19 protein-coding genes are annotated in these 26,136 nt (G+C 68.3%); 5 read left to right on the top strand and 14 right to left on the bottom strand.

Annotation, left to right across the window (positions count from 1 at the left end; translation table 11 throughout):
* The first annotated feature begins 20 nt into the window (after positions 1-20).
* The 4 genes from GOY17_RS15695 (at position 21) to GOY17_RS15680 (ending at position 5,994) form a co-directional block, all read left to right on the top strand.
* A complete protein-coding gene (locus tag GOY17_RS15695; RefSeq protein ID WP_115843988.1) occupies positions 21-1,145 on the top strand; it encodes an efflux RND transporter periplasmic adaptor subunit in 1,125 nt (374 codons plus the stop codon).
* A gap of 16 nt (positions 1,146-1,161) precedes the next feature.
* Positions 1,162-4,302 (top strand): efflux RND transporter permease subunit, encoded by a 3,141-nt coding sequence (locus GOY17_RS15690; RefSeq protein WP_157031085.1) that lies wholly within the window; start codon positions 1,162-1,164, stop codon positions 4,300-4,302.
* Between the two features lie 134 nt (positions 4,303-4,436).
* A complete protein-coding gene (locus GOY17_RS15685) occupies positions 4,437-5,006 on the top strand; it encodes a GNAT family N-acetyltransferase (RefSeq protein ID WP_157031757.1) in 570 nt (189 codons plus the stop codon).
* Positions 4,993-5,994 carry a TrmH family RNA methyltransferase gene (locus tag GOY17_RS15680; RefSeq protein ID WP_232338452.1) on the top strand — a complete coding sequence of 334 codons (1,002 nt, stop codon included), beginning with the start codon at positions 4,993-4,995 and terminating at the stop codon, positions 5,992-5,994. Before GOY17_RS15685 ends, GOY17_RS15680 begins: the two co-directional genes overlap by 14 nt.
* Positions 5,995-6,351: 357 nt before the next feature.
* On the opposite strand, the gene GOY17_RS15675 is transcribed toward GOY17_RS15680, so the two are convergent.
* The 6 genes from GOY17_RS15675 to GOY17_RS19065 all read right to left on the bottom strand — a co-directional run bounded on the left by GOY17_RS15675 (position 6,352) and on the right by GOY17_RS19065 (position 14,228).
* On the bottom strand, positions 6,352-7,254 hold the full coding sequence (locus GOY17_RS15675; RefSeq protein ID WP_198173712.1) for a sensor histidine kinase: 903 nt from the start codon (positions 7,252-7,254) through the stop codon (positions 6,352-6,354).
* Positions 7,255-7,342: 88 nt separating this feature from the next.
* Complete coding sequence (locus GOY17_RS15670; RefSeq protein WP_157031083.1) at positions 7,343-8,515, bottom strand: methyl-accepting chemotaxis protein; 1,173 nt, start codon at positions 8,513-8,515, stop codon at positions 7,343-7,345.
* Between the two features lie 311 nt (positions 8,516-8,826).
* A complete protein-coding gene (locus tag GOY17_RS15665; RefSeq protein ID WP_157031082.1) occupies positions 8,827-9,909 on the bottom strand; it encodes a protein-glutamate methylesterase/protein-glutamine glutaminase in 1,083 nt (360 codons plus the stop codon).
* Positions 9,909-10,502: a chemoreceptor glutamine deamidase CheD gene (gene cheD / locus GOY17_RS15660; RefSeq protein WP_386840401.1), complete on the bottom strand. Its 594-nt coding sequence runs from the start codon at positions 10,500-10,502 to the stop codon at positions 9,909-9,911. Before cheD ends, GOY17_RS15665 begins: the two co-directional genes overlap by 1 nt.
* 17 nt (positions 10,503-10,519) lie before the next feature.
* A complete protein-coding gene (locus GOY17_RS15655) occupies positions 10,520-11,362 on the bottom strand; it encodes a CheR family methyltransferase (RefSeq protein ID WP_157031081.1) in 843 nt (280 codons plus the stop codon).
* 184 nt (positions 11,363-11,546) lie between these two features.
* Entirely contained in the window at positions 11,547-14,228 is a 2,682-nt protein-coding gene (locus GOY17_RS19065; RefSeq protein ID WP_269750030.1) for a methyl-accepting chemotaxis protein, read from the bottom strand.
* Between the two features lie 329 nt (positions 14,229-14,557).
* Here GOY17_RS19065 and GOY17_RS15645 point away from each other — a divergent pair, with 329 nt between their 5' ends.
* On the top strand, positions 14,558-14,869 hold the full coding sequence (locus tag GOY17_RS15645) for an energy transducer TonB (RefSeq protein ID WP_115844936.1): 312 nt from the start codon (positions 14,558-14,560) through the stop codon (positions 14,867-14,869).
* Between the two features lie 89 nt (positions 14,870-14,958).
* Here GOY17_RS15645 and GOY17_RS15640 read toward each other — a convergent pair whose 3' ends face one another.
* From GOY17_RS15640 to GOY17_RS15605, 8 genes are all read right to left on the bottom strand, one after another.
* Positions 14,959-15,390 carry a hypothetical protein gene (locus GOY17_RS15640; protein WP_157031079.1) on the bottom strand — a complete coding sequence of 144 codons (432 nt, stop codon included), beginning with the start codon at positions 15,388-15,390 and terminating at the stop codon, positions 14,959-14,961.
* 963 nt (positions 15,391-16,353) lie between these two features.
* Positions 16,354-18,513, bottom strand: a complete 2,160-nt coding sequence (locus GOY17_RS15635) for a methyl-accepting chemotaxis protein (RefSeq protein ID WP_157031078.1) — start codon at positions 18,511-18,513, stop codon at positions 16,354-16,356.
* 901 nt (positions 18,514-19,414) lie between these two features.
* Positions 19,415-21,223 carry a methyl-accepting chemotaxis protein gene (locus tag GOY17_RS15630; RefSeq protein ID WP_157031077.1) on the bottom strand — a complete coding sequence of 603 codons (1,809 nt, stop codon included), beginning with the start codon at positions 21,221-21,223 and terminating at the stop codon, positions 19,415-19,417.
* Between the two features lie 371 nt (positions 21,224-21,594).
* Positions 21,595-22,077, bottom strand: a complete 483-nt coding sequence (locus GOY17_RS15625; RefSeq protein ID WP_115844928.1) for a chemotaxis protein CheW — start codon at positions 22,075-22,077, stop codon at positions 21,595-21,597.
* A gap of 38 nt (positions 22,078-22,115) precedes the next feature.
* Positions 22,116-24,098, bottom strand: coding sequence for a chemotaxis protein CheW (locus GOY17_RS15620; RefSeq protein WP_157031076.1), 1,983 nt, complete (start codon positions 24,096-24,098; stop codon positions 22,116-22,118).
* A 45-nt stretch (positions 24,099-24,143) separates the two neighbouring features.
* On the bottom strand, positions 24,144-24,509 hold the full coding sequence (locus GOY17_RS15615) for a response regulator (RefSeq protein WP_115844924.1): 366 nt from the start codon (positions 24,507-24,509) through the stop codon (positions 24,144-24,146).
* A 46-nt stretch (positions 24,510-24,555) separates the two neighbouring features.
* A complete protein-coding gene (locus GOY17_RS15610; RefSeq protein WP_115844922.1) occupies positions 24,556-24,837 on the bottom strand; it encodes an STAS domain-containing protein in 282 nt (93 codons plus the stop codon).
* A 212-nt stretch (positions 24,838-25,049) separates the two neighbouring features.
* Positions 25,050-26,105 (bottom strand): chemotaxis protein CheW, encoded by a 1,056-nt coding sequence (locus GOY17_RS15605; RefSeq protein WP_157031075.1) that lies wholly within the window; start codon positions 26,103-26,105, stop codon positions 25,050-25,052.
* Between the last annotated feature and the right edge of the window lie 31 nt (positions 26,106-26,136).

Here is a 26,136-nt window from a genome sequence, read left to right as displayed (position 1 = left end):
AGTTCCCTCCAGGCGATCGCATGCGACCTTGTTCCAGATTCAGTTTTCGCGCCCTTCGTGCCGGCCTCGTGCTGGCCCTTGTCGGTGCGACCGTCGCATGCGGCAGCAATGGCGCCGAGCAACGCAAGGACGGTGGCGGCGATCGCCCGATCCCCGTTACCACGCAGCAGGTGCGCATGCAGCCCTTCAGCGACACGCTGCTGGCGCTGGGCAACGTGAAGGCGCGCGAATCCATCACCGTCACGGCGAAGGTCAGCGAGACGGTGCAGCAGGTGCATTTCGAAAGCGGCGACGTGGTGGCCGCCGGCGCACCGCTGGTCACGCTCACCGGCCGCCAGCAGCAGGCCGCGTTCGAACAGGCGCAGGCCACCGCGAACGAAGCCGAGCGCCTCTACCAGCGCCAGCGTGAACTCGCCGACCAGCAGCTGGTCGCGCGCTCCACGCTCGATACGCAGGTGGCGTTGCGCGATGCCGCACGTGCGCGCGTCGCGCAGATGCGCGCCGACATCGGCGATCGCGTGATCCGCGCGCCGTTCGCCGGCGTGCTCGGCATCCGCCAGGTCAGCCCGGGTGCGCTGGTGACGCCGGGCACGGCGATCGCCACGCTCGACGACACCGCACGCGTCTACGTCGATTTCCCCGTTCCCGAGGCGATGATCGCCACGCTCGGCGTCGGCCAGCAGGTCGCCGGCACGAGCACGGCGTATCCGGGCCGCACGTTCGAAGGCCAGGTCAGCACGGTCGACGCGCGCGTGGACGAAGCCACGCGTTCGGTCGTGGTGCGCGGCGATTTCGCCAACCCCGACCGCGCCCTGCGCCCGGGCATGCTGCTGCAGGTGCGACTCTCGCGCCCGGAACGCCAGGCGCTGCTCGTTCCGGAAATCTCCATCGTGCAGGTCGGCACCGATTCGTTCGTGTACCGCGTGAAACCCGATTCGTCGGTCGAACGCGTCGACGTGAAGATCGGCGCGCGCCGCGAAGGCCTGGCCGAAGTCACCGAAGGACTGAAGGTCGGCGACCGCATCGTCGTCGATGGCACCGGCAAGCTGCGTGTCGGCGCGCGCATCGTCGACGCCGCCGGAGACAAGGTGCCGGCGGGCGAAGTCGGCGCGGCCACCAAGAGCAGTTCGGCCAAGGCCGGCTGACCACAGGGCGCATGCGATGAACCTGTCCGACCTTTCGATCCGACGACCCGTCTTCGCCACGGTGATGAGCCTGCTCATCATCGTGCTCGGCGTGATGGCGTTCTCGCGACTGACGCTGCGCGAACTGCCGGCGATCGATCCGCCCATCGTGTCGGTGCAGGTGGAATACCCCGGCGCTTCGGCGGCGGTGGTGGAAACGCGCATCACGCAGATCCTGGAAGACGCGCTCGCCGGCATCGAAGGCATCGAGACCATCGAATCGCGCAGCGTCAACGGGCGCGCCTCGATCAGCATCGAGTTCACGCTCAACCGCGAGATCGAAGCGGCCGCCAACGACGTGCGCGACGCGGTGAGCCGCGTGCTCGACCGCATGCCGGACGAGGCCGATCCGCCGGAAGTGGAGAAGGTCGAATCCGACGCCGATCCGATCCTGTGGCTGAACATGAGCTCCACGCGTATGGACACGCTGCAGCTGTCGGACTACGCCGAGCGCTACGTGGTCGATCGCCTGTCGTCCGTCGACGGTGTCGCGCAGGTGCGCATCGGCGGCCAGCAGCGCTACGCGATGCGCGTGTGGCTCGATCGCGACGCGCTCGCCGCGCGCGGCATCACCGTCAACGAAGTGGAAAACGCGCTGGAAGCGGAGAACGTCGAGCTTCCCGCCGGTCGCATCGAATCCAACGCGCGCGACTTCACCCTGCGCGTGGCGCGCAGCTACCAGAAGCCGGAAGACTTCGCGCAGATCCCGCTGGGCAAGGGCACCGACGGCTACGTCGTGCGCCTGGGCGACGTCTCGCGCATCGAGCTGGCCTCGGCCGAACGCCGCGCGTACTACCGCAGCAACGGCGAGCCGAACATCGGCCTCGGCATCGTCAAGACCTCCACTGCCAACAGCCTCGACGTCGCGCGCGCCGTGCGCGAGGAAGCCGAGAAGGTGCAGAAGACGCTGCCGGAAGGCACGAAGATCTTCGTCGCCTTCGACACGACGATCTTCATCGAGTCCGCCGTCGAGCGCGTGTACCACACGCTGATCGAGGCGATCGTGCTGGTGCTGGTGGTGATCTGGCTGTTCCTCGGCAGCTTCCGCGCTGCACTCATCCCGGCAGTCACCGTGCCGGTGTGCCTGATTGCCGCGTTCATCCCGCTGTACCTGTTCGGGTTCTCGATCAACCTGCTGACGCTGCTCGCGTTGGTACTCGCGATCGGCCTGGTGGTCGACGACGCCATCGTCGTGCTGGAAAACATCCAGCGACGCACCGACCTCGGCGAGCCGCGCCTGGTCGCCGCCAAGCGCGGCACGCAGCAGGTGGCATTCGCGGTGATCGCGACGACCGCCGTGCTGGTCGCGGTGTTCCTGCCGGTAGGCTTCATGGAAGGCAACACGGGACGCCTGTTCCGCGAGCTGTCGGTCGCGCTCGCCGGCGCGGTCGCGATCTCGGCCTTCGTCGCGCTGACGCTGACGCCGATGATGTCCTCCAAGCTCGTGCGCCCGCACAACCAGGAGAAGTCGAACTTCATCCACCGCTGGGTGAACGCGCGTCTGGACGGCATCACCACGCGCTATCGCGGACTGCTCTCGCGCACGACGGCGCTGGCGACCTCGCGCATCTGGCTGCTCGTCGTCGGCGTGATGCTGGCGACGATCGTCGTGAGCGGTCTGCTGCTGAAGCTGGTGCCGTCCGAACTCGCGCCGGCCGAAGACCGCGGCTCGTTCCAGATCATGATCCAGGGCCCGGAAGGCGCCGGTTTCGACTACACCGTGAACCAGGTGCAGCAGGTCGAGAAGATCGTCGCCGCGCATACCGGCGAAGGCCAGACGATCCAGCGCTACAACCCGCGCGTGCCGGGCGGTTTCGGCGCGAGCGAGGAAATGCACACCGGCCGCATCGCGGTGTTCCTGCAGGACTGGAAGGATCGCAAGACCTCCACCGCCGAGGTCGCCGATTCGCTGCGCGCCGAACTGGGCAAGCTGCCCGGCGTGCGCGCGATGCCGCAGGTCTCCGGCGGCCTGGTGCGTTCGCGCGGCCAGCCGATCAACATCGTGCTCGGCGGCCCGGAATACGCCGAACTGGCGCAGTGGCGCGACAAGCTCATCGCGAAGATGGAAGCCAACCCGGGCTTCTTCTCGGTCGACTCGGACTACAAGGAAACGCGTCCGCAGATGCGCGTGGAGATCGACCGCCAGCGTGCGGCCGACCTCGGCGTGCCAGTGACCGACATCGGCCACGCGCTGGAAACCATGATGGGCAGCCGTCGCGTCACCACCTTCGTGCAGAACGGCGAGGAGTACGACGTGATCGTGCAGTCCGACCGCGAACTGCGCGCCTCGCCGGAAGACCTCGCGGCGATCCAGGTGCGTTCGCGCGACGGCGGGCTGATTCCGCTGTCGAACCTGGTGACGCTGCGCGAGCTCGCCGAACCCGGCAGCCTCAACCGCTTCAACCGCCTGCGCGCGATCACCATCAGCGCCGGCCTGACGCCGGGCTATCCGATGGGCGAGGCGATCAAGTGGCTGGAAGACAGCGTGCGCACGGAGCTGCCGGACCACGCGCAGATCGACTGGAAGGGCGAATCGCGCGAATACATCCAGGCCGGCGGCGCGGTGCTGCTGACCTTCACGCTTGCGTTGCTAGTGGTGTACCTGGTGCTTGCCGCGCAGTTCGAAAGCTTCATCCATCCGTTCGTGATCATGCTGACGGTGCCGCTGGGCGTGCTCGGTGCGCTGATCGGCCTGGCCGCGACCGGCGGCACGCTCAACCTGTTCAGCCAGATCGGCATCGTGATGCTGGTGGGCCTGGCGGCGAAGAACGGCATCCTGATCGTCGAGTTCGCCAACCAGCTGCGCGATGAAGGCCGCAGCATCCGCGACGCGATCGTCGAGTCCTCGTCGGTGCGCCTGCGCCCGATCCTGATGACCTCGATCGCGACCGTCGTCGGCGCCGTTCCGCTGGTACTGGCCGGCGGCCCGGGCTCGGCCAGCCGCGCGACCATCGGCATCGTGGTCATCTTCGGCGTGTCGTTCTCGACGCTGCTGTCGCTGTTCGTCGTCCCGGCGTTCTACGTGCTGCTGGCCAAATACACGCGTTCGCCGGAAGCAGTGAGCCAGGAGCTGGAGAAGCTGGAGGCGAGCACGCCGTCGGTGGGCGGGCACGCTTGATGTGACAGCTCCTTCTCTGCTCGGATGATTCTGTCCCCTCTCCCGCTCGCGGGAGAGGGGCTATGAGCGCGGCGCTTCCGTTCGACCTGAACCGCCATTCCGCCACCCTGCGCCCGGCCGGTTACCCTGTGCGCATGCCCGCCCTCGCGCCCAGCTCCCGTTTCGAATCCGAACGCCTGACCGGCGACGGCTTCGTCCTGCGGCCCTGGCGTCCGGCGGACCTGGAATCGCTGCTGCACCACGCGAACGACGCGCAGGTCGTGCGCGGCCTGAGCAGCCGCTTCCCGCATCCATACACGCGGCGCGACGGCGAGCGCTTTCTCTCCGGCGAAGTGGTCGACCTGGACGATCCGGTGTTCGCCATCGAAGTCGACGGACACGCCTGCGGCGGTATCGCCGCGCGCCCCGGCGACGGCGAACGCGGGCAGTCGGCCGAACTGGGTTACTGGCTCGGCCGCTCGCTGTGGGGCCGCGGGCTGATGACGCGCGTGGTCGCGCTGTATGCGCCGTGGGCGATGCAGCGCATGGCGCTGTTCCGCCTGCAGGCGACGGTCCTCGATTTCAACGAGGCCTCCGCGCGCGTGCTGCTGAAGAACGGTTTCATCGAAGAGGGCGTCGCGCGCTGCGCCCTGTTGAAGAACGGCGAACCGCACGACCTGCGCGTGTTCGCCAAAGTGAGAAGGAGTCTGTGTGACGCACCGTGATCCCCCCAGCCGCCCGCCGCGCGGGCCGCGTCCGCCCGGCCCGCCCTCGCGCGATGCCGCCTCCCCGTGGGGCGGCACGCACGTGCGCAGCCGCAAGGAGCGCTTCGAGGACAACACCACGCGCTTCCGCCGCGATCGCGCCGAACACGAGGCGCAGACGCACGGCGGCCGTCACCGCGATGCGCCTGCACACGACACGCGTGCGCATGAAGGCGAGCACGACGGCGAACACGCCGCGCATCCCGCGCGCGAACGTCGCAGCGCGGAGCTTCGTCTGTATGGGCTCAACGCGATCCACGCGGTGTTCTCGCGCCGGCCGCAGGCGATCCGCAAGCTGTACCTCGCCGAATCGCGCATCCCCGCGTTGCAGCCGCTGCTGAAGTGGTGCGTCGCCAACCGCGTGGGCTATCGCGTCGTCGACGAAACCGACCTGCACAAGCTCGCCGCGAGCAGCCATCACGAAGGCGTGGTCGCCGACGTGCTGCGCGAGGAGCCGGCCGCGCTCTCGACGTGGCTGCGCGACCTGCCGTCCGGCCCGCAATGTGCGATCTGGCTCGACGGCGTGGGCAATCCGCACAACTTCGGCGCCATCCTGCGTTCGGCGGCTCACTTCGGCGTGTCCGCGATCCTGTTGCCGAAACATTCCAACCTCGCGCTGTCGGGCGCCGCCGCGCGCGTGGCCGAAGGCGGTGCCGAAGCCGTCCTGCTCGTGCGCCTGGGCCGCGAGGACAACGCCATCGCGCAGTTGCGCAGCGCCGGTTTCACGCTCGCCGCCACCGTGGTGAACGGCGGCACCGACGTCTTCGCTGCGCCGTTGCCCGAACGCACGATCTACGTGCTGGGCGCCGAAGGGGAGGGCATGGATCGCGAACTCGCCGCGGCGTGCGACCTGCGTCTGTCGATCCCGGGAACGGGGCTGGTGGAAAGCCTCAACGTGGCGTCGGCAGCGGCGGTGCTGCTGGCGGCGTGGAAGGCGAAGCGGGGCTGAGGCCGCGCTTTGAGCCCCTCTCCCTTCGGGAGAGGGGTTGGGGGTGAGAAGGCGCTGCTTGCGAACCACTGGTTCGCGCGCCTTCGAACGCCCGAACGCCATGCGTTCGGGCCGGGGAGGGGCAACGGAGGATGGCGTTGAACCGTCATTGCGACACAGCGCTGCGATGTTGCTTCGCGAGCCAGAGCAATAATCAAGATGGATTCCAGCTTTCGCTGGAATGACGGTGATGTGGTTCACCTCACGCGGAGTGCCCGAAATGTACGGGCCTGGGTCCCGGCTTTCGCCGGGATGACGGCAACTGTTTGTCGAGGTGCGCAGCCTGCGAACGCACGCAGCCTGCGAACGCATGCCGCCCTACGAACGCGCGTCGCCCACCCGCACCGGCAAGCACGCCCGTATGCACGTCCCCGCGCCCGGCACCGTTTCGATGTCGAACGTGCCGCCCAGGTGCGTGGCGCGTTCGCGCATGGCGATCAGGCCCAGGCCGTGGACGTGGTCGGGATCGAAGCCGCGGCCGTCGTCGATGATCGACAGCAGGATCTGATCGCCACGCGGCGCGAGCAGCACCGTCACCTGCGTCGCGCCGGAATGGCGCAGCACGTTGGTCAGCGCTTCCTGCGCGATGCGGAAACACGCCAGTTCGACCCTGGGGTCCGGGCGATCCAGCAAGGGCGCGAGGTCCAGCTCCAGCGCGGGCGTGCCGCCGCGGCGGAAGAGCCGCTCGCACTGCCAGCGCAGCGCCGCGACGAGGCCGAGCGCGTCCAGCTGCGGCGGACGCAGCAGGATCGAGAGGTCGCGCAGCTTGGCGATCGTCGAATCGGCGATGCCGACGATCTCTTCGACGATCTCGCGGCGGCCCGCCTCGTCCTCGCCTTCGAGGGACGTCGCCGACATCTTCATCGCCGAGATCGCCTGGCCAATGTCGTCGTGCAGTTCGCGCGAGAGCGTGCGGCGTTCGTTTTCCTGCACGTCGATCAAGCGCGCGTTGAGTGCATGCAGTTCTTCCTGCTGGCGTTGCAGGTGCGCGGCCAGTTCGACCTCCCGCGTGTCCGAACACGTGCGCCGCAGCATCGCGAACAGCAGCACCGCCACCAGCGGCAGCGACAACGCATTGGCGATCCAGTGCGCGGCGTCGCCGAAGAAGCGGCGCAGTTCCAGCGCCAGCGCGGGCGCGACGAGCGCCATCCACACCACCGCCAGCGCGGCCATCGCCAGCGACAGCAGGAACCCGTTGCGCCCACGCAAACGGGCGCGCAAACCTGCGCGCCCGTCCGGGGTGTGCCCTGGAGACCCGGTGGGTCCCGTCGGCGATGGAGGGATCTGGTTCATCCCGTCATGTGGAGGATCAGAAGAGTTCGACGCTACCAGCATCCATCGACTGCTGCATCACGGCCTTGTGAGGCGGACGCTCCCACTCGGACTTCATCTGGGCGATGCGCTGGCCGAGCTGGTGCAGGGCCTGACGGACCTCGGCGTCGGCGCGGTCGGCGTTGTGCAGCAGCTGGTGCAGGGCGGTGGCTTCGCGGTTGATCGCGCTCAGGCGGTCCAGGTGCGTGGTGGCCGCGCCCAGGGCCTGGGTGGCGATGTCCTCGAACTGCAGCGAACGCACGGCCTCGGCGACGGAGCCATCGATGGCGCGACCGCAGTCGGCGATCTCGCGCATGCCGTTGCCTAGCCCACGGTTGATGCCGTCCACGCGTTCCAGCATCGCGGCGGCTTCGGCGCGGGCGCCGCGGGAGCGGTCCATGTCGCGGGACGCCATCGTGGTGACCGTGTCGCGGACGCGGGCGATGGCGTCCTTCGAGCTGTGCGCGAGCTTGCGGATCTGTTCGTTGAACGCGGTCGAGCGCTCGGACAGGTTGCGCACCTCGTCGGCGACGACCGCGAAGCCGCGGCCCGCCTCGCCGGCACGCGCCGCTTCGATCGCGGCATTCAGCGCGAGCAGGTTGGTCTGGTCGGCGATGGACTTGACGTCTTCCAGCAGCGCGAAGATGCCGTCCAGGTGCTCGGCCATCGCGTCGATGTGCGTGACGGTGGTGGTGCTCTGGCCGCTGACGGCTTCCAGCGCTTCCACCAGCTGTTCCATCTGCTGGCTGGCCTGCAGGGCGAAGCGCGAGACGTCCACGCCGCCGTGTTCGCCGTCGGTGCGGTCGATGATGCGCGAGACCACTTCGCTCTGTTCGCGCGACTTGCGGTTCACCGCTTCGAAACTGGTGCCGAGCTTGGCGACCGATTCGCGGATGAGCACGCGGGTGCGGTCGATCTCGCCGCGCGAACCCTGCACTTCGGAATTGACGAAGTTGCGCAGGTCGTCGAGCAGGCGCGTCTGTTCGCGCAGCATCGCCGAGTCGTTATGGCTGGGCCGCTGCATGGTCCAGGCGAAGCCCAGCCACGCGAGCGTCATGGCGACGAGGGCACCCCATTGCACGGCGGCGGGCCACTCCATCGCTTCGGCGGCAATGAGCAGGGTCGTCAGCACCAGCGGTGCTGCAAGGCGAATCAGTACGCGGGAATCCATCTTCGATCTCACCGAATGGGGCAACCTAGATAACGGCGGGCGGGGGCGGTGCTTTAGGTGAAAAGCGCCTGGCTTGCGCGGCGTGTCGTGGCTGTGACGTGCTGCGCGTTTTGACGTTTCTTCGACAGCGCTCGGGTGCGGGCAGGCGAACCACGTCGCGGTGCGTTCGTTTCCTTGCTGTCATCCCCGCGAAGGCGGGGATCCAGGCTTGCGCGCGTCAACGCTTTCGAAGGACGTGGCGCGCCGGAGACATGGATTCCCGCCTTCGCGGGAATGACGGCAAACATCCGAACGCCGTCCGGTTTGAACCCTTACTCGTGCGCCGTTCCCGCCAGCAGCTTCTGCGCGACCAGCGACAGCGGCACGGTTTCCTGCGCGGCGCCCAGCGCGACCGCGGCGCCGGGCATCCCCCAGACGACGCTGCTGGCTTCGTCCTGCGCGATCGTGGCCGCGCCGGCCTTGCGCAGCGCGAGCAGGCCGCGCGCGCCGTCGTCGCCCATGCCCGTGAGCAAAGCGGCGCTGGCGTTGGCGCCGACGTGTTCGGCGACCGAGTCGAACAGCGCGTCCACACTCGGGCGATGGCGGCGCACCGGATCGTCGTCGCCAAGGCGGCAATGCCATCGCGCACCGCTGCGGTACACGCGCAGGTGGCGGCCGCCCGGGGCGACGTAGGCGTGACCGGGCAACAGTTCCTGGTCGCGCTCGACGTGGATGACCGTCATGCGGCTGTGGCGGTCCAGGCGGTCGGCGAAGGGCGCGCTGAATGCGCCCGGGATGTGCTGCGCGATCACCGTCGCGGGCGCGTCGGCGGGCATCTGCGAGAGCACTTCGCGGATCGCCTCGGTGCCGCCGGTGGAGGCGCCGATGGCGATCAGCCGGTGCGTCGTGCGATACGCCACCGGAGGCGTCGCGATCGTTTCGCCCGCGCGCACCGGTGCCGGCGCGACGACGCGCGCCTTCGCGGCCTGCTTGATCTTCTCGATCAGCAGCCCGGCGTATTCGGTCAGGCCGCGCGCGACGTCGAGCTTGGGCTTGGCGATGAAATCCACCGCGCCCAGCGCGAGCGCGTCCAGCGTGACCTGCGCGCCGCGCTCGGTCAGCGTGGACACCATCACCACCGGCATCGGCCGCAGGCGCATGAGGTTGCGCAGGAACGTCAGGCCGTCCATGCGCGGCATCTCGACGTCGAGCGTGAGCACGTCCGGATCGAGCTGCTTGATCTTGTCACGCGCGATGTACGGATCGGCCGCGCTGCCGACGACGCGGATGCCGGGATCCTCTTCCAGCAGCTGCGTCATCAGCTGGCGCACCAGCGCCGAGTCGTCGACGACGAGCACGCGGATCGGGCCACGCGCGGCGGGATTGCCCCGCTCGGAAATACGGACCGCGTTCATCAGAACAACTCCACGCTGCCGCTGGCGACCGGCTCGCGGGCGAGGCGACCGTAGTAGGCGCGTTCGGCGTCGACGATCACGTCGTTGCGTGCCGACGGCAAACGCTTGACCAGCGTGCGCCCGGTCTGCGCGAAGAAGCAGACCTTGCGAGGATGGATGTCGCCCAGGTCCTGCGCCATCACGGGGATCTGTTCGGCGCTAAGGTACTCGAGCACGAAACTCGCGTTGCGCGTGCCGATGGGATCGCTGTAGAAGCCCGAGAGCACGTTCCCGCCGCCGAAGACCTTCGCCATCAGGCGCGAGCGTCGCGCGCCGCGCTTGAGCAGGTCGTTGATCAGCAGTTCCATCGCGTGCGCGCCGTAACGCGAGGACACCGAACCGGCTTCGCCGCCGGGCAGCATGAAGTGGTTCATGCCGCCGACCTGCACCAGCGGGTCGTACAGGCACGCGGCCACGCACGAACCCAGCAGCGTGACCAGCGCGATCGGGCGGTCGGTGACGCGGTAGTCGGCCGGCAGCAGCTTGATCGCCTCGGTCTGCAGGACCGGATCGAAATAGCTGCCCGGTTCGACGGCGGGGCGGGCGGGGCTGATGGCGACGTTCATGGCGGTCACTTGCGGCCGGCGGGGCGGTAGGTCGTGCGTCCGCACGCGGTGACCAGGTCGTGCGCGTGGCCGAAGCTTTCCGAATGCCCGGCGAAGAGCAGGCCGTCGGAGGCGATCAGCGGCGCGATGCGCGAGAGCACCTGGTACTGCGTGGCCTTGTCGAAATAGATCATCACGTTGCGGCAGAACACCGCATCGAAGCCGCCGCGCAGGCCGTAGTCGTCGTCGAGCAGGTTGAGCGGGCGGAATTCGATCAGCGCCTGCAGTTCGCGCTTCACGCGGCACAGGCCGGCGTTGTCGCCGCTGCCGCGCTGGAAGAACTGGCGTCGCCGCTGCAGCGACAGGCCGTTGATGCGTTCCACCGGATAGACGCCGCGCGCCGCGGTCTGCAGCACGTTGGTGTCGATGTCGGTGGCCAGGATGCGCACCGGCGGCGTCATGGTGCCGTATGCCTCGCAGGCGGTGATCGCCAGCGTGTACGGCTCCTCGCCGGTGGAGGCGGCGTTGCACCAGATCGACGCGCCATCCCTGCAATGCGTGCGCAGGTGGTCGGCGAGCATGTCGAAGTGGTGCGACTCGCGGAAGAAGGAGGTGAGGTTGGTCGTGAGCGCGTTGATGAAGCCCTGCAGCTCGGCGTCGGGATCGGACTCGACGTAGTCGAGGTAATCGCCGAAGCGGTCCAGGTCGAGCGCGCGCACGCGCCGTGCGAGACGGCTGTACACCATGTCGCGCTTGTGCGGATGCAGGTGGATGCCGGCGTACTCGCGGATCATCTTGCAGACGCGGCGGAAATCGCGGTCGTCGAAGGTGAATTCGCGGTCGTCGGAGGTGCGCGGGGAAGGACGCATGGGCGTGATGGAGTGGGTGCGATCAAGCGCCTGCGTTCCGGCTCCTCCCCCTGCGCGCAGGGGGAGGTTGGGAGGGGGTCGTGAGGCGCGTCAGCGCCGAGCTCGCCGCGTTGCGGCGTCGCGACCCCTCCCCAACCCTCCCCTGCAGGCAGGGGAGGGAGTCACTGCATGTGGAACTGTTGGATCAGAACTCCTGCCAATCCCCGTCCGCGCTGTTCGCGGCGGCGGTGGCGCGGACCTTGCGGGCGGCGGGCTTGGCGGCCGGTGCGGCGGTGCGGGCGCGCGCGGGCTTGGCCTGGGGCATCTCGACCACGGTGGCCTGCGCGGCGCGCACGGCCTGGGCCGAATGCGCCAGGCGGAATACCGCGACCGTCTGCACCAGTTGCTCGGACTGCTGCTCCAGGCTGCGCGCGGCGGCCGACGCCTGTTCGACCAGCGCCGCGTTCTGCTGCGTGCCTTCGTCCATCTGCGTGATCGCGTTGTTGACCTGCTCGATGCCCGAGCTCTGCTCCTGCGACGCCGCCGAGATGTCGGCGATGATGTCGGTGACCTTCTTCACGCTGGTCACGATCTCGTGCATCGTGCGGCCGGCCTGGTCGACCAGCTGGCTGCCTTCCTCGACCTTGCCGACCGAGTCGCCGATCAGCTGCTTGATCTCCTTCGCCGCGTTCGCCGAACGCTGCGCGAGCGAGCGCACTTCGCTGGCGACCACCGCGAAGCCGCGGCCCTGTTCGCCGGCGCGCGCGGCTTCCACCGCGGCGTTCAGCGCCAGGATGTTGGTCTGGAACGCGATGCCGTCGATCACGCCGATGATGTCGGCGATCTTCTTCGACGACTGGTTGATGGCGTTCATCGTGTTCACGACTTCGCCCACCACCACGCCGCCCTGGCCCGCGACTTCCGCCGCGCTCTGCGCCAGCTGGTTGGCCTGGCGCGCGTTGTCGGCGTTCTGGCGGACCGTGCTGGTCAGCTCTTCCATCGACGAGGCGGTTTCTTCCAGCGACGCGGCCTGCTGCTCGGTGCGCTGCGACAGGTCGTTGTTGCCGGCGGCGATTTCCGCGGCGGCCGAGCTGATCGCGTCCGAACCCTGGCGGATCTGGCCGACGATCTGCGCGAGCTGGTCGACGGTGCGGTTCGCGTCGCTGGCCAGGCGGCCGAACTGGCCCGGCAGTTCCACTTCGACGCGGCGGTTGAGGTCGCCATCGGCCACGGCCGACAGCAGCGTGCCGACTTCGTGCAGGCCTTCCTCGGCGGTGGCCATCAGCTGGTTCAGCGACTGCACCACGTCGTGGTAGACGAACTCGAAGCGCGAAGCATCGCCGCGGCGGCTGAAGTCGCCGGCGACGGCGGCGTCGACCAGCGTCTTGATCTCGGCGTTGATCGCGTTCATGCCGTTCTTGACCGAGTCGACGGCATCGGTGATGCGCGCCTTCTGGCCCGGCAGGCGGTCCATGTCGTGCGACAGGTCGCCGCGCGCGTAGGAAGCGACGATCTCGATGGCGCGCGTGTTCACCTGGATGTGCGAGTCCACCAGCGTGTTCACTTCACCGGCCATCTGGCCGTAGGCGCCCGGGAAATCCTCGCTGCGCAGGCGGCGGTCGATCTCGCCCGCCTGGTGCGCTTCGAACAGGTCGCGCTGCGCGCCGGCGAAATTGCGCAGCGTGTTGATGGCGCGTTCCAGGCCGCGCGCGATGTCGCGCACTTCGTCGCGGCTGTCCACGCGCACCGCGTCGGGGAATTCGCCGCGGGCGAGCAGGTCGGAGGCGTCCTGCACTTCCTTCAGCGCCGAACGCGTGCTGCGGCTGAAGCCCAGGAACAGGTACGTGGCCAGCGCGAGGATCAGGATGCACGAGCCCAGCGTCCACGCGGTGCGCTGCTGCAGGCGCGCGATCTCGGTCGTGGCGGCGTGGTTGAGCGAGGTGCTCGACGCCGACAGCGCGGAAGCCAGCGCAAGGCGCGTGGCCTCGGTGCGCGCGGCCATGATCTTCACCGGAAGCACCGGCGTTTCGGCGTCGAGGATGTGCTTCTGGATGTCGGCGTTCTGCTTGGCGACCGCGTCGAGCGCCTTGCGGAACGGCGCGCCCATGCTCGCGCCGAGCGACGCCATTTCTTCCTCGGCGTCCTTGATCTCGATTTCCGAACGCGTGCGGACGTAGTCCTGCATGTTGCGCGAGACGGCAAGGCCCGTGCGGTCGTCGACCCAGATCGCGCCGTCGCCCAGCACGCGCAGCGCGGTGGCGCTCTGCTGCTGGGTGTATTCGGCGAGCGTGGGCACCCACACGGTGGCGGCGCGGCCCATGTAGAGCACGGCGGCGTTCTGCGCCTGTGCCAGGCCGGTTTCGTCGGCGATCAGGCCGTGCACTTCACCGAGCTTGCGCACGGCGGCGGCGTGGTCGGTCGCGGCGGCGGCCGAATCGGCGTGGTCGCCGTTGGCCTTGTCCCACGCGGCGCGCGCGTCCTTCAGCGCGGCCGGCAGCGCCGACTCGGCCAGGTTGCGCGTCTGCCAGGCGGTGAGGGCGTCGAGCTCGCGGTTCACCACCGCGGCCGATTCCTGCAGCGTCTGGTCGGACACTTCGTCCTTGGCGAACTTGCGCACGACCTGCAGCTCGTGCTGCTGGATCGCCAGCATCGCGCGGTGCAGGTGCGACAGGCCCTGGACCGCGTCGCGCTGCTTCGTCGCGGCGTTGACCTCGGCATTGGAGCGCACCACCAGGATGCCGGCGAGCACGCCGCAGGTGAGCATGAAAGCCGCACCGATGACCATCGCCTTCTGGTTGAAGCGAAGCTGGGACATCAGGCGGGTGGCCGGGGCCAGGAAGCGGTCCAGCAACGTGGCGGACGGCCGGGTGTGGGCAAGCGTGGACATGGATCCTCTCGGACGGAACGGACCCTTTCGGGTCGACACCCGTTGCATCGGCGCCGCGCGAGGAAACTTTAGGTGGGAGGTGGAGTGCTCCGTCCTCTGCGTGCGGCCGGGTCCTCCCTCCCCTGCTCGCAGGGGAGGGTTGGGGAGGGGTCGCGAAGCCGCATCGCGGCGAGCTCGGCGCTCGCGCGCCTCACACCCCCTCCCAACCTCCCCCTGCACGCAGGGGGAGGGGCAAAAGCAGGAGCAGGGGCAAGAGCTGGCCCTAAAGATTCCCCAACTCATGCCGATGACCCCGATGTCGCCCGACATCATCCCCAAGGAGTCATCCCATGCGCCGTTCCCTTCTGACCGCCACCGGCCTCGCCGTGCTGGCCCTGTCCTTCGCCGCCCCGGCTTCGGCCGACCTCAAGCCGACCAAGCGCGTCGAGCCGCAGTACCCGGCCGAAGCCGCGCGTGCCGGCACCCAGGGCTTCGTCGAAGTCGAATTCGTCGTGGACGAAGGCGGCAAGGTCGCCAGCGTCTCGGTCGTCAACGCCAAGCCGGCCCGCGTGTTCGAGCAGTCGGCCGTGCGCGCCGTGAAGCAGTGGGAGTTCGCTCCGGGCGGCGGCAAGGGCAAGGTCCGCCTCGACTTCTCGCTGTAAGCGATCGACGGCCTCTCCCGACATCGCCGTTTACAGGAAGGCGCGCCGGAAACGGCGCGCTTTTCTTTTGTCCAAGCGTCGCGCGCCGCTCAGAAGCGGTGGGCGTTCGCGCAGGCGGCGACGTGGTTGTAGTCGCTGGACATGCAGCGGTAGAAGGCCTGCTTCTCGCCGGTGGCATCGGCGCAATCCTGCGGCGTCACTTCGGCCAGCGCCGCCCGCAGCTTGACCGCCTGGGCCTCGAAGCCGGCGCGGTCGATGTAGCCGCCGTCGGCGTTCTTCTGGCCGACCTCGAGCATCGTCTCCAGCCCGTAGCGGGCGTTCTCGACGGCCTTGCCGCAGGACAGCTCGACGTCGGTCTCCTGCACCTGCAGCAGCCCCTGGGCGATGCCCTCCGCGGTGGCCTGCACGTCGGGCGGGAGTTGTCTCGTTCCGTCGTCCTTCGCGACGGCGGCGAAGGCGCTGGCGAGCAGCAAGCTGGCGAACGACGCACGCAGCGTCGTGGTGATGCGGATGTGGTCCATCGAGTTTTCCCCTGTGCGGCTTCGTGCCGCGAGCGGGGAGCTTAACCCGAGCGTCTGACGGGGCCGCTATCGGTCGTTCTGTCGTTCTGTCGTCCGTGATCCGTCAGAACAACCACACCGTCATCCCGGCGAAAGCCGGGACCCAGGCCCGTAACGTTGGGGCTATAGGGAGTGAACGACCACGTCGTCATTCCGGCGAAAGCCTGGATCCAGGCCGGTCACGTGTGGGCACTCCGTATGCGGCGAACCACCGCACCGTCATTCCAGCGAAAGCTGGAATCCATTTTGATTCTGCGGCTTAGTCACGAAGCAACATCGCAGCGCTGTGCGGGAATCGTCGTTCACCGCTACCGCTTCGTTGCCCCTCACCCCAACCCCTCTCCCGGCGGGAGAGGGGCTCAACTTCCGTCATCCCGGCGAACGCCGGGACCCAGGCGCGCAACGTTCGGGCTCTAGGAAGTGAACAACCACGTCGTCATCCCGGCGAAAGCCGGGATCCAGGGCGGTCACGTGTGGGCACTCCGGAGGCGACGAACCACCGCACCGTCATTCCAGCGAAAGCTGGAATCCATTTTGATTCTGCGGCTGCGTCACGAAGCAACACCGCAGCGCCGTGCGGAAATGTCGTTCACCGCTACCGCTCCGTTACCCCTCACCCCAACCCCTCTCCCGGTGGGAGAGGGGCTTGACCGCCGTCATCCCGGCGGAAGCCGGGATCCAGGCTCGTTACGTGTGGGCACTCTGGCAACGGCGAACCAACCGCACCGTCATTCCAGCGAAAGCTGGAATCCATTTTCCTTCTGCGCTCGACGTGAGAAGCAACATCGCAGCGCTGTGCGGCAACGGTCGTTCGCCGGTGCCGCTTCGTTACCCCTCACCCCAACCCCTCTCCCGGTGGGAGAGGGGCTAAGAGCACCGCGCGAAAGCGGGATCAAACGCCAGCGTCAGCCTTCGACACCAACCTCACCGCCGCCCCGCGATCCGCGCCAGTTCCGCGCCCACGGCGACGGCGCTCGGGCCCGCGCGGCCGACGCGGAACACCGCTACCGCTTCCACCAGTTGCGCGGCCTGCTGTTCCAGGCTGCGGGCGGCCGCGGCGGACTGCTCGACCAGCGCGGCGTTCTGCTGCGTGCCTTCGTCCATCTGCGTGATCGCGCCGTTGACCTGCTCGATGCCCGCCGTCTGTTCGTTCGATGCAGCCGAAATGTCGGCGATGATGTCGCTCACCTTGCGCACGCTGGTCACGATGCCCTGCATCGTGCGGCCGGCCTGGTCGACCAGCTGCGTGCCCTGCTGCACTTCCACCACCGAGTCGGTGATCAGCTGCTTGATCTCCTTGGCCGCGTTCGCCGAACGCTGCGCGAGCGAACGCACCTCGCCGGCGACGACCGCGAAGCCGCGGCCCTGTTCGCCCGCACGCGCGGCTTCCACCGCGGCGTTCAGCGCCAGGATGTTGGTCTGGAACGCGATGCCGTCGATCACGCCGATGATGTCGCCGATGCGGCTGGACGATTCACTGATCGCGCTCATCGTGCGCACCACGCGGTTGACGATCGCGCCGCCCTCGGACGCGACCTGCGCCGCCTCGCGCGCCAGCTCGTTCGCGTCGCGCGCGCTGTCGGCGTTCTGGCGCACGGTGGAGGTCAGTTCCTCCATCGACGAGGCCGTTTCCTCCAGCGCGGCCGCCTGGGATTCGGTGCGTCGCGACAGGTCGTCGTTGCCGGCGGCGATTTCCGACGCCGCGCTGCCGATCGCGTCGGCGCCTTCGCGGATGCCGCCCACGATCTGCGCAAGACGATCCACGGTCTCGTTCGCGTCCTGGCTCATGCGCGCGAACACGCCGTTGAAATCCCCGCGCATCCGCGACTGCAGGTCGCCCTGCGCCAGTCCGCGCAGCAGCGACGACAGCGCCGTCAGGTTTCCGTCGGCGGTCGACATAAGGCGATTGAGCGTCTCCACCATCGTGCGGAAATCATGGTCGAAGCGCGTCGCGTCGCCGCGCGCGGTGAAATCGCCGTCCGCGGCGGCGGCCGAAAGCCGCTGGATTTCCGCGTTGATCGCACGCAGGTTGGCCTTCACCGAATCCATGGTTCGCGTCAGCACTGCCTTCTCGCCGGGCAGGCGGTCCATGTCCTGCGACAGGTCGCCGACCGCGTAGCGCTCCATGATGCGCAGCGCACGCTGGATCGACTCGATGTGGGAGGCGACCAGCCCGTTGGTATCGCGCACCATCGTGCCGTACGCGCCGGGGAAGGCCGATTCGTCGATGCGGAAGCTGATTTCGCCTTCATCGTGACGGCGCGCCATCTCGCCCTGCGCGAGCGAGTAGTCCTCCAGGCGGCGGCACATGCGCTCGAGCGCCTGCTGCAGCTGGCCGATCTCGTCGCGCTGTTCGGTATGGATCACCAGGTCGAATCGTCCGTCGGCCATCGCCTGCGCCGCCTGCGTCGCGCCGCGCACCGAACCGGCGATGTTGCGAGCGATCAGCACGCTCAGCGCGATCACGGCGGCCAGCGCGAAGAACGCGGCGATCAGCAGCGTGCCGCCGAAACGCCATGCGCGCGCGGCGATGTCGTCGGTGTACTCGCCGCTGCCGATGACCCAGCCCCAGCGCGGCAAGTGTTCGACGTAGGAAATCTTTTCGACCGGCCCTTCGACGCCGGGCTTGGCCCACTGGTAGTCGACGAAACCGCCGCCCGCGCGCGCGACCTTCGCCATCTCCACGAAGATGCGCTTGCCGTCGGGGCTCACGTAGTCGGTGAGGTCCTTGCCGTCGAGCTGCTTCTGGTGCGGATGCATGAGCATGCGCGGATGCTCGTCGTTGACCCAGAGGTAATCGGTGCCGCCCTTGCTGCGCAGCGTGGAGAGCGCGTGGAGCGCCTCGCGCTTTGCGACGTCCTCGGGAAGCTTTCCGGCCTGCGCGAGGTCGGCATAGCGCTGCACGAGCGCGAGACCGGCGCCGACACGCGTATGCAGCCGCGCGCGTTCATCGGCGATCTGGCCGTGGTAGTTGCGTTCGACGGCGATGCCGGTGAGCACCACCAGCCCCAGCGACAGCGTGACGATCATCCACGCGAACTTCGCGCGCAGCGAAAGGGAAGAGAAGCGGAACAGGTTCGACATGCACTACACCGCGATTGGTTACTCGACGCGGGAGCGCGTCTTGCACGTGTTATCGGCAGCAGGCGCGTTTGATGCAGATCAAATCCGCTGGATTGGGCAAGTTTCTGGCTGAATGGGCGAAGTGGGGTGTGGGTCGCGGTTGGGGAGTGCCTACGCGAGCCCGAACGCTAACGCGAACGCATCAAGCGCCGTCATCCCATGGGCACCGTCATCCCGGCGTAGGCCGGGATCCAGGCCTGTAGCGTGTGGGCACTCCGGGCGTGGGCAAATGACCACATTCGTCATTCCAGCGGAAGCTGGAATCCATTTGGCTTGCGCTCTTCGACCAACAGCGCAGCGCTGTGCGGCAGTGGCTGTTCACCGGTACGGCTTCGTTGCCCCTCACCCCAACCCCTCTCCCGATGGGAGAGGGGCTAGTGCACCGTCATCCCGGCGAAGGCCGGGATCCAGGCCTGTAGCGTGTGGGCACTCCGGGCGTGGGCGAACCACCGCTTTCGTCATTCCAGCGAAAGCTGGAATCCATTTGGCTTCTGCTGTTCGACGTACGAGCAACGGCGCAGCGCTGTGCGGCAGCAGCTGTTCACCACAACCGCTCCGTTACCCCTCACCCCCAACCCCTCTCCCGATGGGCGAGGGGCTCAAGGCACCGTCATCCCGACGAAGGCCGGGATCCAGGCCTACAGCGTGTGGGCACTCCGGGCGTGGGCGAACCACCGCTTCCGTCATTCCAGCGAAAGCTGGAATCCATTTGGCTTCTGCACCGAACGTACGAAGTAACAACGCAGCGCTTTGCGGCAGTGGCTGTTCACCACAGTCGCTCCGTTACCCCTCACCCCAACCCCTCTCCCGATGGGAGAGGGGCTCAAGCGGCGTACGTCTATCGTTGGCAGAGGCTCATCCGTCAATCATTCGCCGCCCGCAGATACTGCGGCGCGTTAGAACTCAGGCGGAAGGACGCGACGGTCTGCATCAGGTCCGATGCCTGTTCCTCCATGCTGCGGGCGGCGGCGGAGGCTTCCTCGACCAGCGCGGCGTTCTGCTGCGTGCTCTGGTCCATGTGCGCGATGGCCTGGTTGATCTGCTCGATGCCGGCGCTCTGCTGCAGCGTCGCGGCGCTGATGTCGCCGATGAGATCGGCCACGCGCTTCACGCTGCCGACGATCTCGTCCATCGTGCGGCCCGCGCTTTCCACCAGTCGCGTGCCGGCACCCACGCGTTCGACCGAATCGCCGATGAGGTGCTTGATCTCCTTGGCCGCCGTCGCCGAACGCTGCGCGAGCGAGCGCACTTCGCTGGCGACCACCGCGAATCCGCGGCCCTGTTCGCCGGCGCGCGCGGCTTCCACGGCGGCGTTGAGCGCGAGGATGTTGGTCTGGAACGCGATGCCGTCGATCACGCCGATGATGTCGGCGATCTTCTTCGACGACTGGCTGATCTGCGACATGGTGTCGACCACGCCGTGCACCGCATCGCCACCGCGCGAGGCGATCGCGGTGGCCTCGATCGCGAGCTGGTTCGCCTGGCGCGCGTTGTCGGCGGTGTGGCGCACGGTGCTGGTGATCTCGTCCATCGACGAGGCCGTTTCCTCCAGCGACGCCGCCTGCGATTCGGTGCGCTGCGACAGGTCGGTGTTGCCCGCGGCGATCTCGCGCGCGCCCTCGCCGATGGTGTCGGCGGCGACCTTGATCTGGCCGAGGATGCCGGCCATCGCATCGACGAGCGAATTGATGCCCTCGCACAGCTGCGCGATCGAACCGGTCTTGTCGGCGGTCTCGATGCGGCGCGTGAGGTCTCCGTCCTTCGCCGCGTTCACCACCACGTGCGTCTGCTCGACCGCGCGCTGCAGCGCATGCGTGTCGCGCACCTGCGCGGTGATGTCGGCAGCGTACTTGACGACCTTGAACGGCTTTCCGTTCATGTCGAAGATCGGGTTGTACGAGGCCTGGATCCACACTTCGCGACCGCCCTTGCCGAGGCGCCGGTACACACCGGCGTCGAACTGCCCACGACCGAGCTTGGTCCAGAACTCGCGGTACTCGGCGCTGTTGCGGTAGGCCTCCTCGGCGAACATCGAGTGATGCTGGCCGCGCACTTCGTCCAGCGTGTAGCCGGTGGTGGCCAGGAAGTTCTCGTTCGCCGAGAGGATGCGGCCGGTCAGGTCGAATTCGATCACCGCCTGCGACTTGCTGATCGCCGCCAGCTGCCCGGCGAAATCGGCCGCCTGCATCTTCTGCGCGGTGATGTCGGTGGCGAACTTCACGACCTTGCGCGGACGGCCCGCACTGTCGAACACCGGGTTGTACGAGGCCTGGATCCAGATCTCGCGACCATCCTTGCCGAAGCGGCGGTACTGCCCGGCATCGAACTCGCCGCGCGCGAGCTTGGCCCAGAAAGCGCGGTACTCGTCGCTGCCTGCGTGCTCGCGGTCGACGAACATCGAATGATGGCGGCCCTGGATCTCGTCGAGCCGGTAACCCAGCGTGCGCAGGAAGTTCTCGTTGGCGTGCGTGATCGTGCCGTCGAGGTCGAATTCGATCACCGCCTGCACGCGGTCGATCGCGCGGATGCGGCCTTCCATGTCATGGATGCGCGCGTCGTTGGCCGACGAGGGCGCGCGGGTGGCGGAGAACGCCGAGACGAGGCGACGGAGAAGCGACGGGGCCGCGGGCACGGAAAGCGCTGCCGCGGCTGGCTGGCGATTGGAACGCATGGCGGGTCCTCTTCATTCCCTGTGAAACAAATCGAACGCGCCGCAGATCCCATGCGGCGCAGGACATAGCGTTGATTTGTGGACTCACGAAAGATCGCCCTGGGGGCGGCGGACCTTGGGTGGGGCACAACGCGGCTGGCTTGGCGGATTCGCTCCGCCTGGCGTGCTTTTTGGCGTTGTTTTTGTTTTCGGTACTGCGTGATGCGTGATGCGTGTTGTTTTGCTGTTCTGTGTCGCTTCGTGCTGTTGCTAAGCCCCTCTCCCGCGTGCGGGAGAGGGGTTGGGGTGAGGGCAATCCAGCGATGTCGTCCTACTCGCCCTCACCCCAGCCCTCTCCCGCAAGCGGGAGAGGGGGCGTTTCGTTTTAATCATCAAGCCGCGTTCGCGTGCGCGACCAGGCCCATCTCGGCGCTGGTCATCAGCTTCTCGATTTCCAGCAGGATCAGCATGCGTTCGCCGTGCGTGCCGATGCCGGTGATGAACTGGCGGTCGATCGTCGCGCCGATTTCCGGCACCGGGCGGATCTGTTCGGATTCCAGGCGGACCACGTCGGAGACGCTGTCCACGACCATGCCCACGACGCGGTCGGCGACGTTGAGCACGATCATCACCGTCAGCGCGTTGTATTCGGCCTTCGCGAGGCGGAACTTCAGGCGCATGTCGATGACCGGCACGATGGTGCCGCGCAGGTTGATCACGCCCTTGATGTACTCGGGCGCGTCGGGGAGGCGGGTGACGGTGTCGTAGCCGCGGATTTCCTGGACTTTCAGGATCTCCACGCCGTACTCCTCCTCGCCCAGTGCGAAGGTGAGGTACTCGTCGGCCGATTCGATGGTGGCGGTGATGTCGTTCATGTGGGTGTCTCGTTCGTATCCGGTTTGCTGCTGTTCGATCACGCCGCCTGCGGCATGCGCTGCGCCTGCACCAGGCCGCCGACGTCGACGATCAGCGCGACGCGGCCGTCGCCCAGGATCGTCGCGCCGGAAATGCCCTGCACGCGGCGGTAATTGGCTTCCAGGTTCTTCACCACGACCTGCTGCTGGCCGAGCAGTTCGTCCACTTCCAGCGACAGGCGCTGGCCGTCGGCTTCCACCACGACCGCGATGCCGTTGCTGGCGTGGGTGCCCTGATGCGACCCGGACAGTCCGTACTGCGCGGCGAGGTCGACCAGCGGCAGGTAGTCCTCGCGAACGCGCAGCACGCGCGCCTCGCCGGCGATGGTGCGGATGTCGCCCGCGGCCGGCTGCAGCGATTCGATCACCGAATTCAGCGGCAGGATGAAGACTTCGCCGCCGACGGCAACGGTCATGCCGTCGAGGATGGCGAGCGTCAGCGGCAGGCGGATCGACACCGTGGTGCCGGTGCCCTTCTTCGAGCGGATCTCGACCTGGCCGCCGAGCGCGGCGATGTTCTTCTTGACCACGTCCATGCCGACGCCGCGACCTGAGAGGTCGGTGAGCTGTTCGGCGGTGGAGAAGCCCGGGTGGAACACGAGGTCCCACACCTGCGCGTCGGTGGGGTTGTCGCCGATCGGCAGGCCGCGTTCGGCGGCCTTGCGCAGGATGCGTTCGCGATCCAGGCCGCGGCCGTCGTCGGTGATTTCGATGACGATGTGGCCGCCCTGGTGCTGCGCGTTGAGGCTGATCGTGCCGGTTTCGTCCTTGCCGGCCGCGCGGCGGTCGGCGGGCGATTCCAGGCCATGGTCGATCGAGTTGCGCACCAGGTGCACGAGCGGATCGACGATCTTCTCGATCACGCCCTTGTCCAGCTCGGTCGCTTCACCGCTGGTGCGCAGGCGCACCTTCTTGTCCAGGCGCGCGGCGAGGTCGCGCACCATGCGCGGGAAGCGGCTGAAGGCGAACTCCACCGGCAGCATGCGCACGCCCATCACGGCTTCCTGCAGGTCGCGCGTGTTGCGATCGAGCAGTTCCAGGCCGGACAGCAGCAGTTCGTTGGCAACCGGGTCCAGCTGCGTGGAGCGCTGGCGCAGCATCGCCTGGGTGATCACGAGTTCGCCCACCAGGTTGATCAGCGCATCGACCTTGTTGACGGCGACGCGGATCGAGGTATCGCCCGCGTCGGCGGTCGTGGCCTTGCGCGCGTCGCTGTTCGCGCGCGTGTCGAGCGCGACGACGTTGTCGCTGTCGACCGGCGCCGGCGGCGGCGCGATGGCGGATGTCGCGGGAATGCCTTCGATCGCCAGTTCGCACTGGTCCTCGACCCACGCGAACGCGTCGTCGATGGCGCTGCGCGGCACGCTGCCGGGCAGCATGAGGTCCCACGCGATGTAGGCTTCGTACGGATCGAGTTCGGAGAACTTCGGCAGCGTGTTGTCGAGCGCGGTGACGCCCAGTTCGCCGTGGCCGGCCAGTTCGCGCAGGATGCGCAGCGGGTCGTTGCCGGACAGGAACAGCGACGGCGCCGGCTTGAAGCCGATGCGCCATTCGGCGATTTCCGGCTCCTTCGATGCGGCCTTCGTCGTCGCGGCGACTTCGCGGCCCATCATCTTCGCCAGGCCGTCGTGCGCGCGCTTGAGGCCTTCGGTGTCGATCGCATCGCCGTGTTCGGCGGCGGCGAGCAGGCCGCGCAGCGCGTCGCCCGAGACCAGCAGCGCGCCGATCGCGTCGGCGTCGAGCTGGCGGCGGCCGCTGCGCGCTTCGTCCAGCAGCGTTTCCAGCTGGTGCGTCAGTTCGCTGATGGCGGTGAAGCCGAACGTCGCCGCGCCGCCCTTGATCGAATGCGCGGCGCGGAAGACGACGTTGATGGTCTCGCCGTCGGCCGAGCCGGATTCCATCGCGAGCAGGCCCGCCTCCATGGCATCGAGGTTTTCGCGGCTTTCCTCGAAGAAGGCGGCGTGGAAGCGGGTGATGTCCATCGTGACGGCTCGGTTGGTCGGATCAGGCGGAAGGACGGAGACGGATCAGCCCAGGACCTTGCGGACCGTGGCGAGCAGCTGCTCCGGATCGAACGGCTTGACCAGCCAGCCGGTCGCGCCGGCGGCCTTGCCTTCGGCCTTCTTGTCGCCGCCGGATTCGGTGGTGAGCATCAGCAGCGGCGTGAAGCGGTAGTCCGGCAGCTGGCGCAGCTGGCGGATCAGTTCGATGCCGTCCATGCGCGGCATGTTCACGTCGGTCACCACGGCGTCGAAACGCTGGGTCTTGGCGACGTCGAGCGCGGCCTGGCCGTCCTCGGCTTCGCGGACGTTGAAGCCGCCGCCGGTCAGGGCGAAGGCGACCATCTGCCGCATGGAGGTGGAGTCGTCGACGATCAGCAGGTTCTTGGACATCGTGGCCGGCTTCTGTTGGAAGTTGAAAGGAGAGGTGGGGATGGGATCAGGCCGTCGGCGCGTCGACGCCGAGGCTCTTGGCGAGCGCGAGCTGGCGCGCGGCGTCGGCGAGCACCGGCGATGCGCCGGTCACGACGGTCGCGAGGCCAAGCGCGGCGCGTTCGCGCACGAAGGCATGGAGCATCTGCAGCCCGGCCGTGTGCACGCGCTCGACGGCATCGCCGGTGAGCGAAAGCGGTTCGGCGTCCTCCAGGTGCGGGCGCAGCGCGGCCTGCAGGTCGGCGACGTGTTCGATGCCGAGGTCGGAGGGTAGGGACAGTGCGTTCATGGCTGTGTGCGGTTCGCCGTGGTCATTCGAAGGGGATAACGGCGCGGGAAGCGGGGACTTGAGCGGCGGCGTGGCGGGCGTTTGCAACCGCTTCGATCGGACCCACTGCTGCCATCCATGGCGCGACGCTTCAGGTCCCGGAACGCCCGGCCCGTCCATCCATGGCCGGTCGTTCGGCAGGCCACGCGGCAGTGCCGCGTAAGCGGCCTGCCTCACCCAAACAGCGCATTCGCATCCAGCAACACCGTCGGCTTCGCCACCACGCGCGCCACGCCGACGATCGCCCGCGACGGCGAGGCCATCAGCGGCGGTTCGATGCGGTCCGGGCCCAGCGTCACGACGTCGTCGACCGCGCTCACCAGCGCGCCGATCAGTTCGTTGTCGCGTTCCACCACGACGATGCGCGCGCGCTCGTCGGGCGTGACGCGACCGGTGCCCAGCCACAGGCCCAGGTCGAACACCGGCACGATGCGGCCGCGCAGGTTCATCGCGCCCAGCACCGACGGCGCGGCGCCGCGCATGGCGACGATCGGCACGGTGCGGCCGACTTCCTGCACGCGCAGCAGTTCGACGGCGTAGCTGTCCTCGCCCACGGCCACGCGCAGCCAGCGGTGCGTGGTCGTCACTGTCGGCATCAGCGCGGGCGGCGTTACTTCGACCGGGCGCAGGCCGCGCGGCTCGGCCGGTGGCATCGCGTTGCGCGGCGCCGCCGGTGCCGGCCTCGGCGCTGCGACAGGCATCGGCGGCGCGGGCGGCGGCGACGGTTCGGCCATGGCCGCGGCGAAGAGCGGGTCGGATTCGAGTTCGGCGAGCAGGCCCGGGTCGATGCCCGGAATGTCCGGCGTCGAGGCTTCGTTCGACGCCAGCATCGCGGCGAACAGCGGATCGGAATCCAGTTCGGCCAGCAGGCCTGGATCGATCTGCGGCACCGCGGGCGCGACGTCGTTCGCGACCGCGGGTGTCAGCGCGGCGAACAGGGGGTCGTTGTCGAGCTCGGCGAGCAGGCCCGCGTCGATGAGCGGCGCCGCGGATGCTTCAGGCGGCTGCTGCGCGGCGAACAGCGGATCCGAATCCAGCTCCGCCAGCAGATTCGCATCGATGCCGGGCGGCATCGCGACCGGTGCCGGAATGTCGGCATCGACCGGATCGGAAGCGGGCTCATCGACCGCCATCACCGGCGCGTTCGCCGCGACGGGCGCGGGCGCGACCGCGTCGACGTTGAGGTCGAGCAGTTCGTCGAGGTAGGCGTCGAGGGCGGGGTGGTTCATGTCAGATGTCCAGCAAAGAGCGCGTCGTCCC

The sequence above is a fragment of the Lysobacter soli genome (assembly GCF_009755585.1).
GTDB lineage: Bacteria > Pseudomonadota > Gammaproteobacteria > Xanthomonadales > Xanthomonadaceae > Lysobacter_J > Lysobacter_J soli.
The sequence above is the reverse complement of the archived record's forward strand: the minus strand, read 5'-3'. Positions and strand labels throughout refer to the sequence as shown.

Coding starts and splice junctions, on each gene's coding strand:
- GOY17_RS15695 (WP_115843988.1), top strand. CDS start 21: ATGCGACCTTGTTCCAGATTCAGTTTTCGCGCCCTTCGTGCCGGCCTC.
- GOY17_RS15685 (WP_157031757.1), top strand. CDS start 4,437: ATGCCCGCCCTCGCGCCCAGCTCCCGTTTCGAATCCGAACGCCTGACC.
- GOY17_RS15645 (WP_115844936.1), top strand. CDS start 14,558: ATGCGCCGTTCCCTTCTGACCGCCACCGGCCTCGCCGTGCTGGCCCTG.
- GOY17_RS15610 (WP_115844922.1), bottom strand. CDS start 24,837: ATGAACGCACTGTCCCTACCCTCCGACCTCGGCATCGAACACGTCGCC.
- GOY17_RS15625 (WP_115844928.1), bottom strand. CDS start 22,077: ATGAACGACATCACCGCCACCATCGAATCGGCCGACGAGTACCTCACC.
- GOY17_RS15655 (WP_157031081.1), bottom strand. CDS start 11,362: ATGCGTCCTTCCCCGCGCACCTCCGACGACCGCGAATTCACCTTCGAC.
- GOY17_RS15620 (WP_157031076.1), bottom strand. CDS start 24,098: ATGGACATCACCCGCTTCCACGCCGCCTTCTTCGAGGAAAGCCGCGAA.
- GOY17_RS15665 (WP_157031082.1), bottom strand. CDS start 9,909: ATGAACGCGGTCCGTATTTCCGAGCGGGGCAATCCCGCCGCGCGTGGC.
- GOY17_RS15635 (WP_157031078.1), bottom strand. CDS start 18,513: ATGTCGAACCTGTTCCGCTTCTCTTCCCTTTCGCTGCGCGCGAAGTTC.
- GOY17_RS15615 (WP_115844924.1), bottom strand. CDS start 24,509: ATGTCCAAGAACCTGCTGATCGTCGACGACTCCACCTCCATGCGGCAG.
- GOY17_RS15670 (WP_157031083.1), bottom strand. CDS start 8,515: ATGGATTCCCGCGTACTGATTCGCCTTGCAGCACCGCTGGTGCTGACG.
- GOY17_RS15605 (WP_157031075.1), bottom strand. CDS start 26,105: ATGAACCACCCCGCCCTCGACGCCTACCTCGACGAACTGCTCGACCTC.
- GOY17_RS19065 (WP_269750030.1), bottom strand. CDS start 14,228: ATGTCCACGCTTGCCCACACCCGGCCGTCCGCCACGTTGCTGGACCGC.
- GOY17_RS15640 (WP_157031079.1), bottom strand. CDS start 15,390: ATGGACCACATCCGCATCACCACGACGCTGCGTGCGTCGTTCGCCAGC.
- GOY17_RS15690 (WP_157031085.1), top strand. CDS start 1,162: ATGAACCTGTCCGACCTTTCGATCCGACGACCCGTCTTCGCCACGGTG.
- GOY17_RS15630 (WP_157031077.1), bottom strand. CDS start 21,223: ATGCGTTCCAATCGCCAGCCAGCCGCGGCAGCGCTTTCCGTGCCCGCG.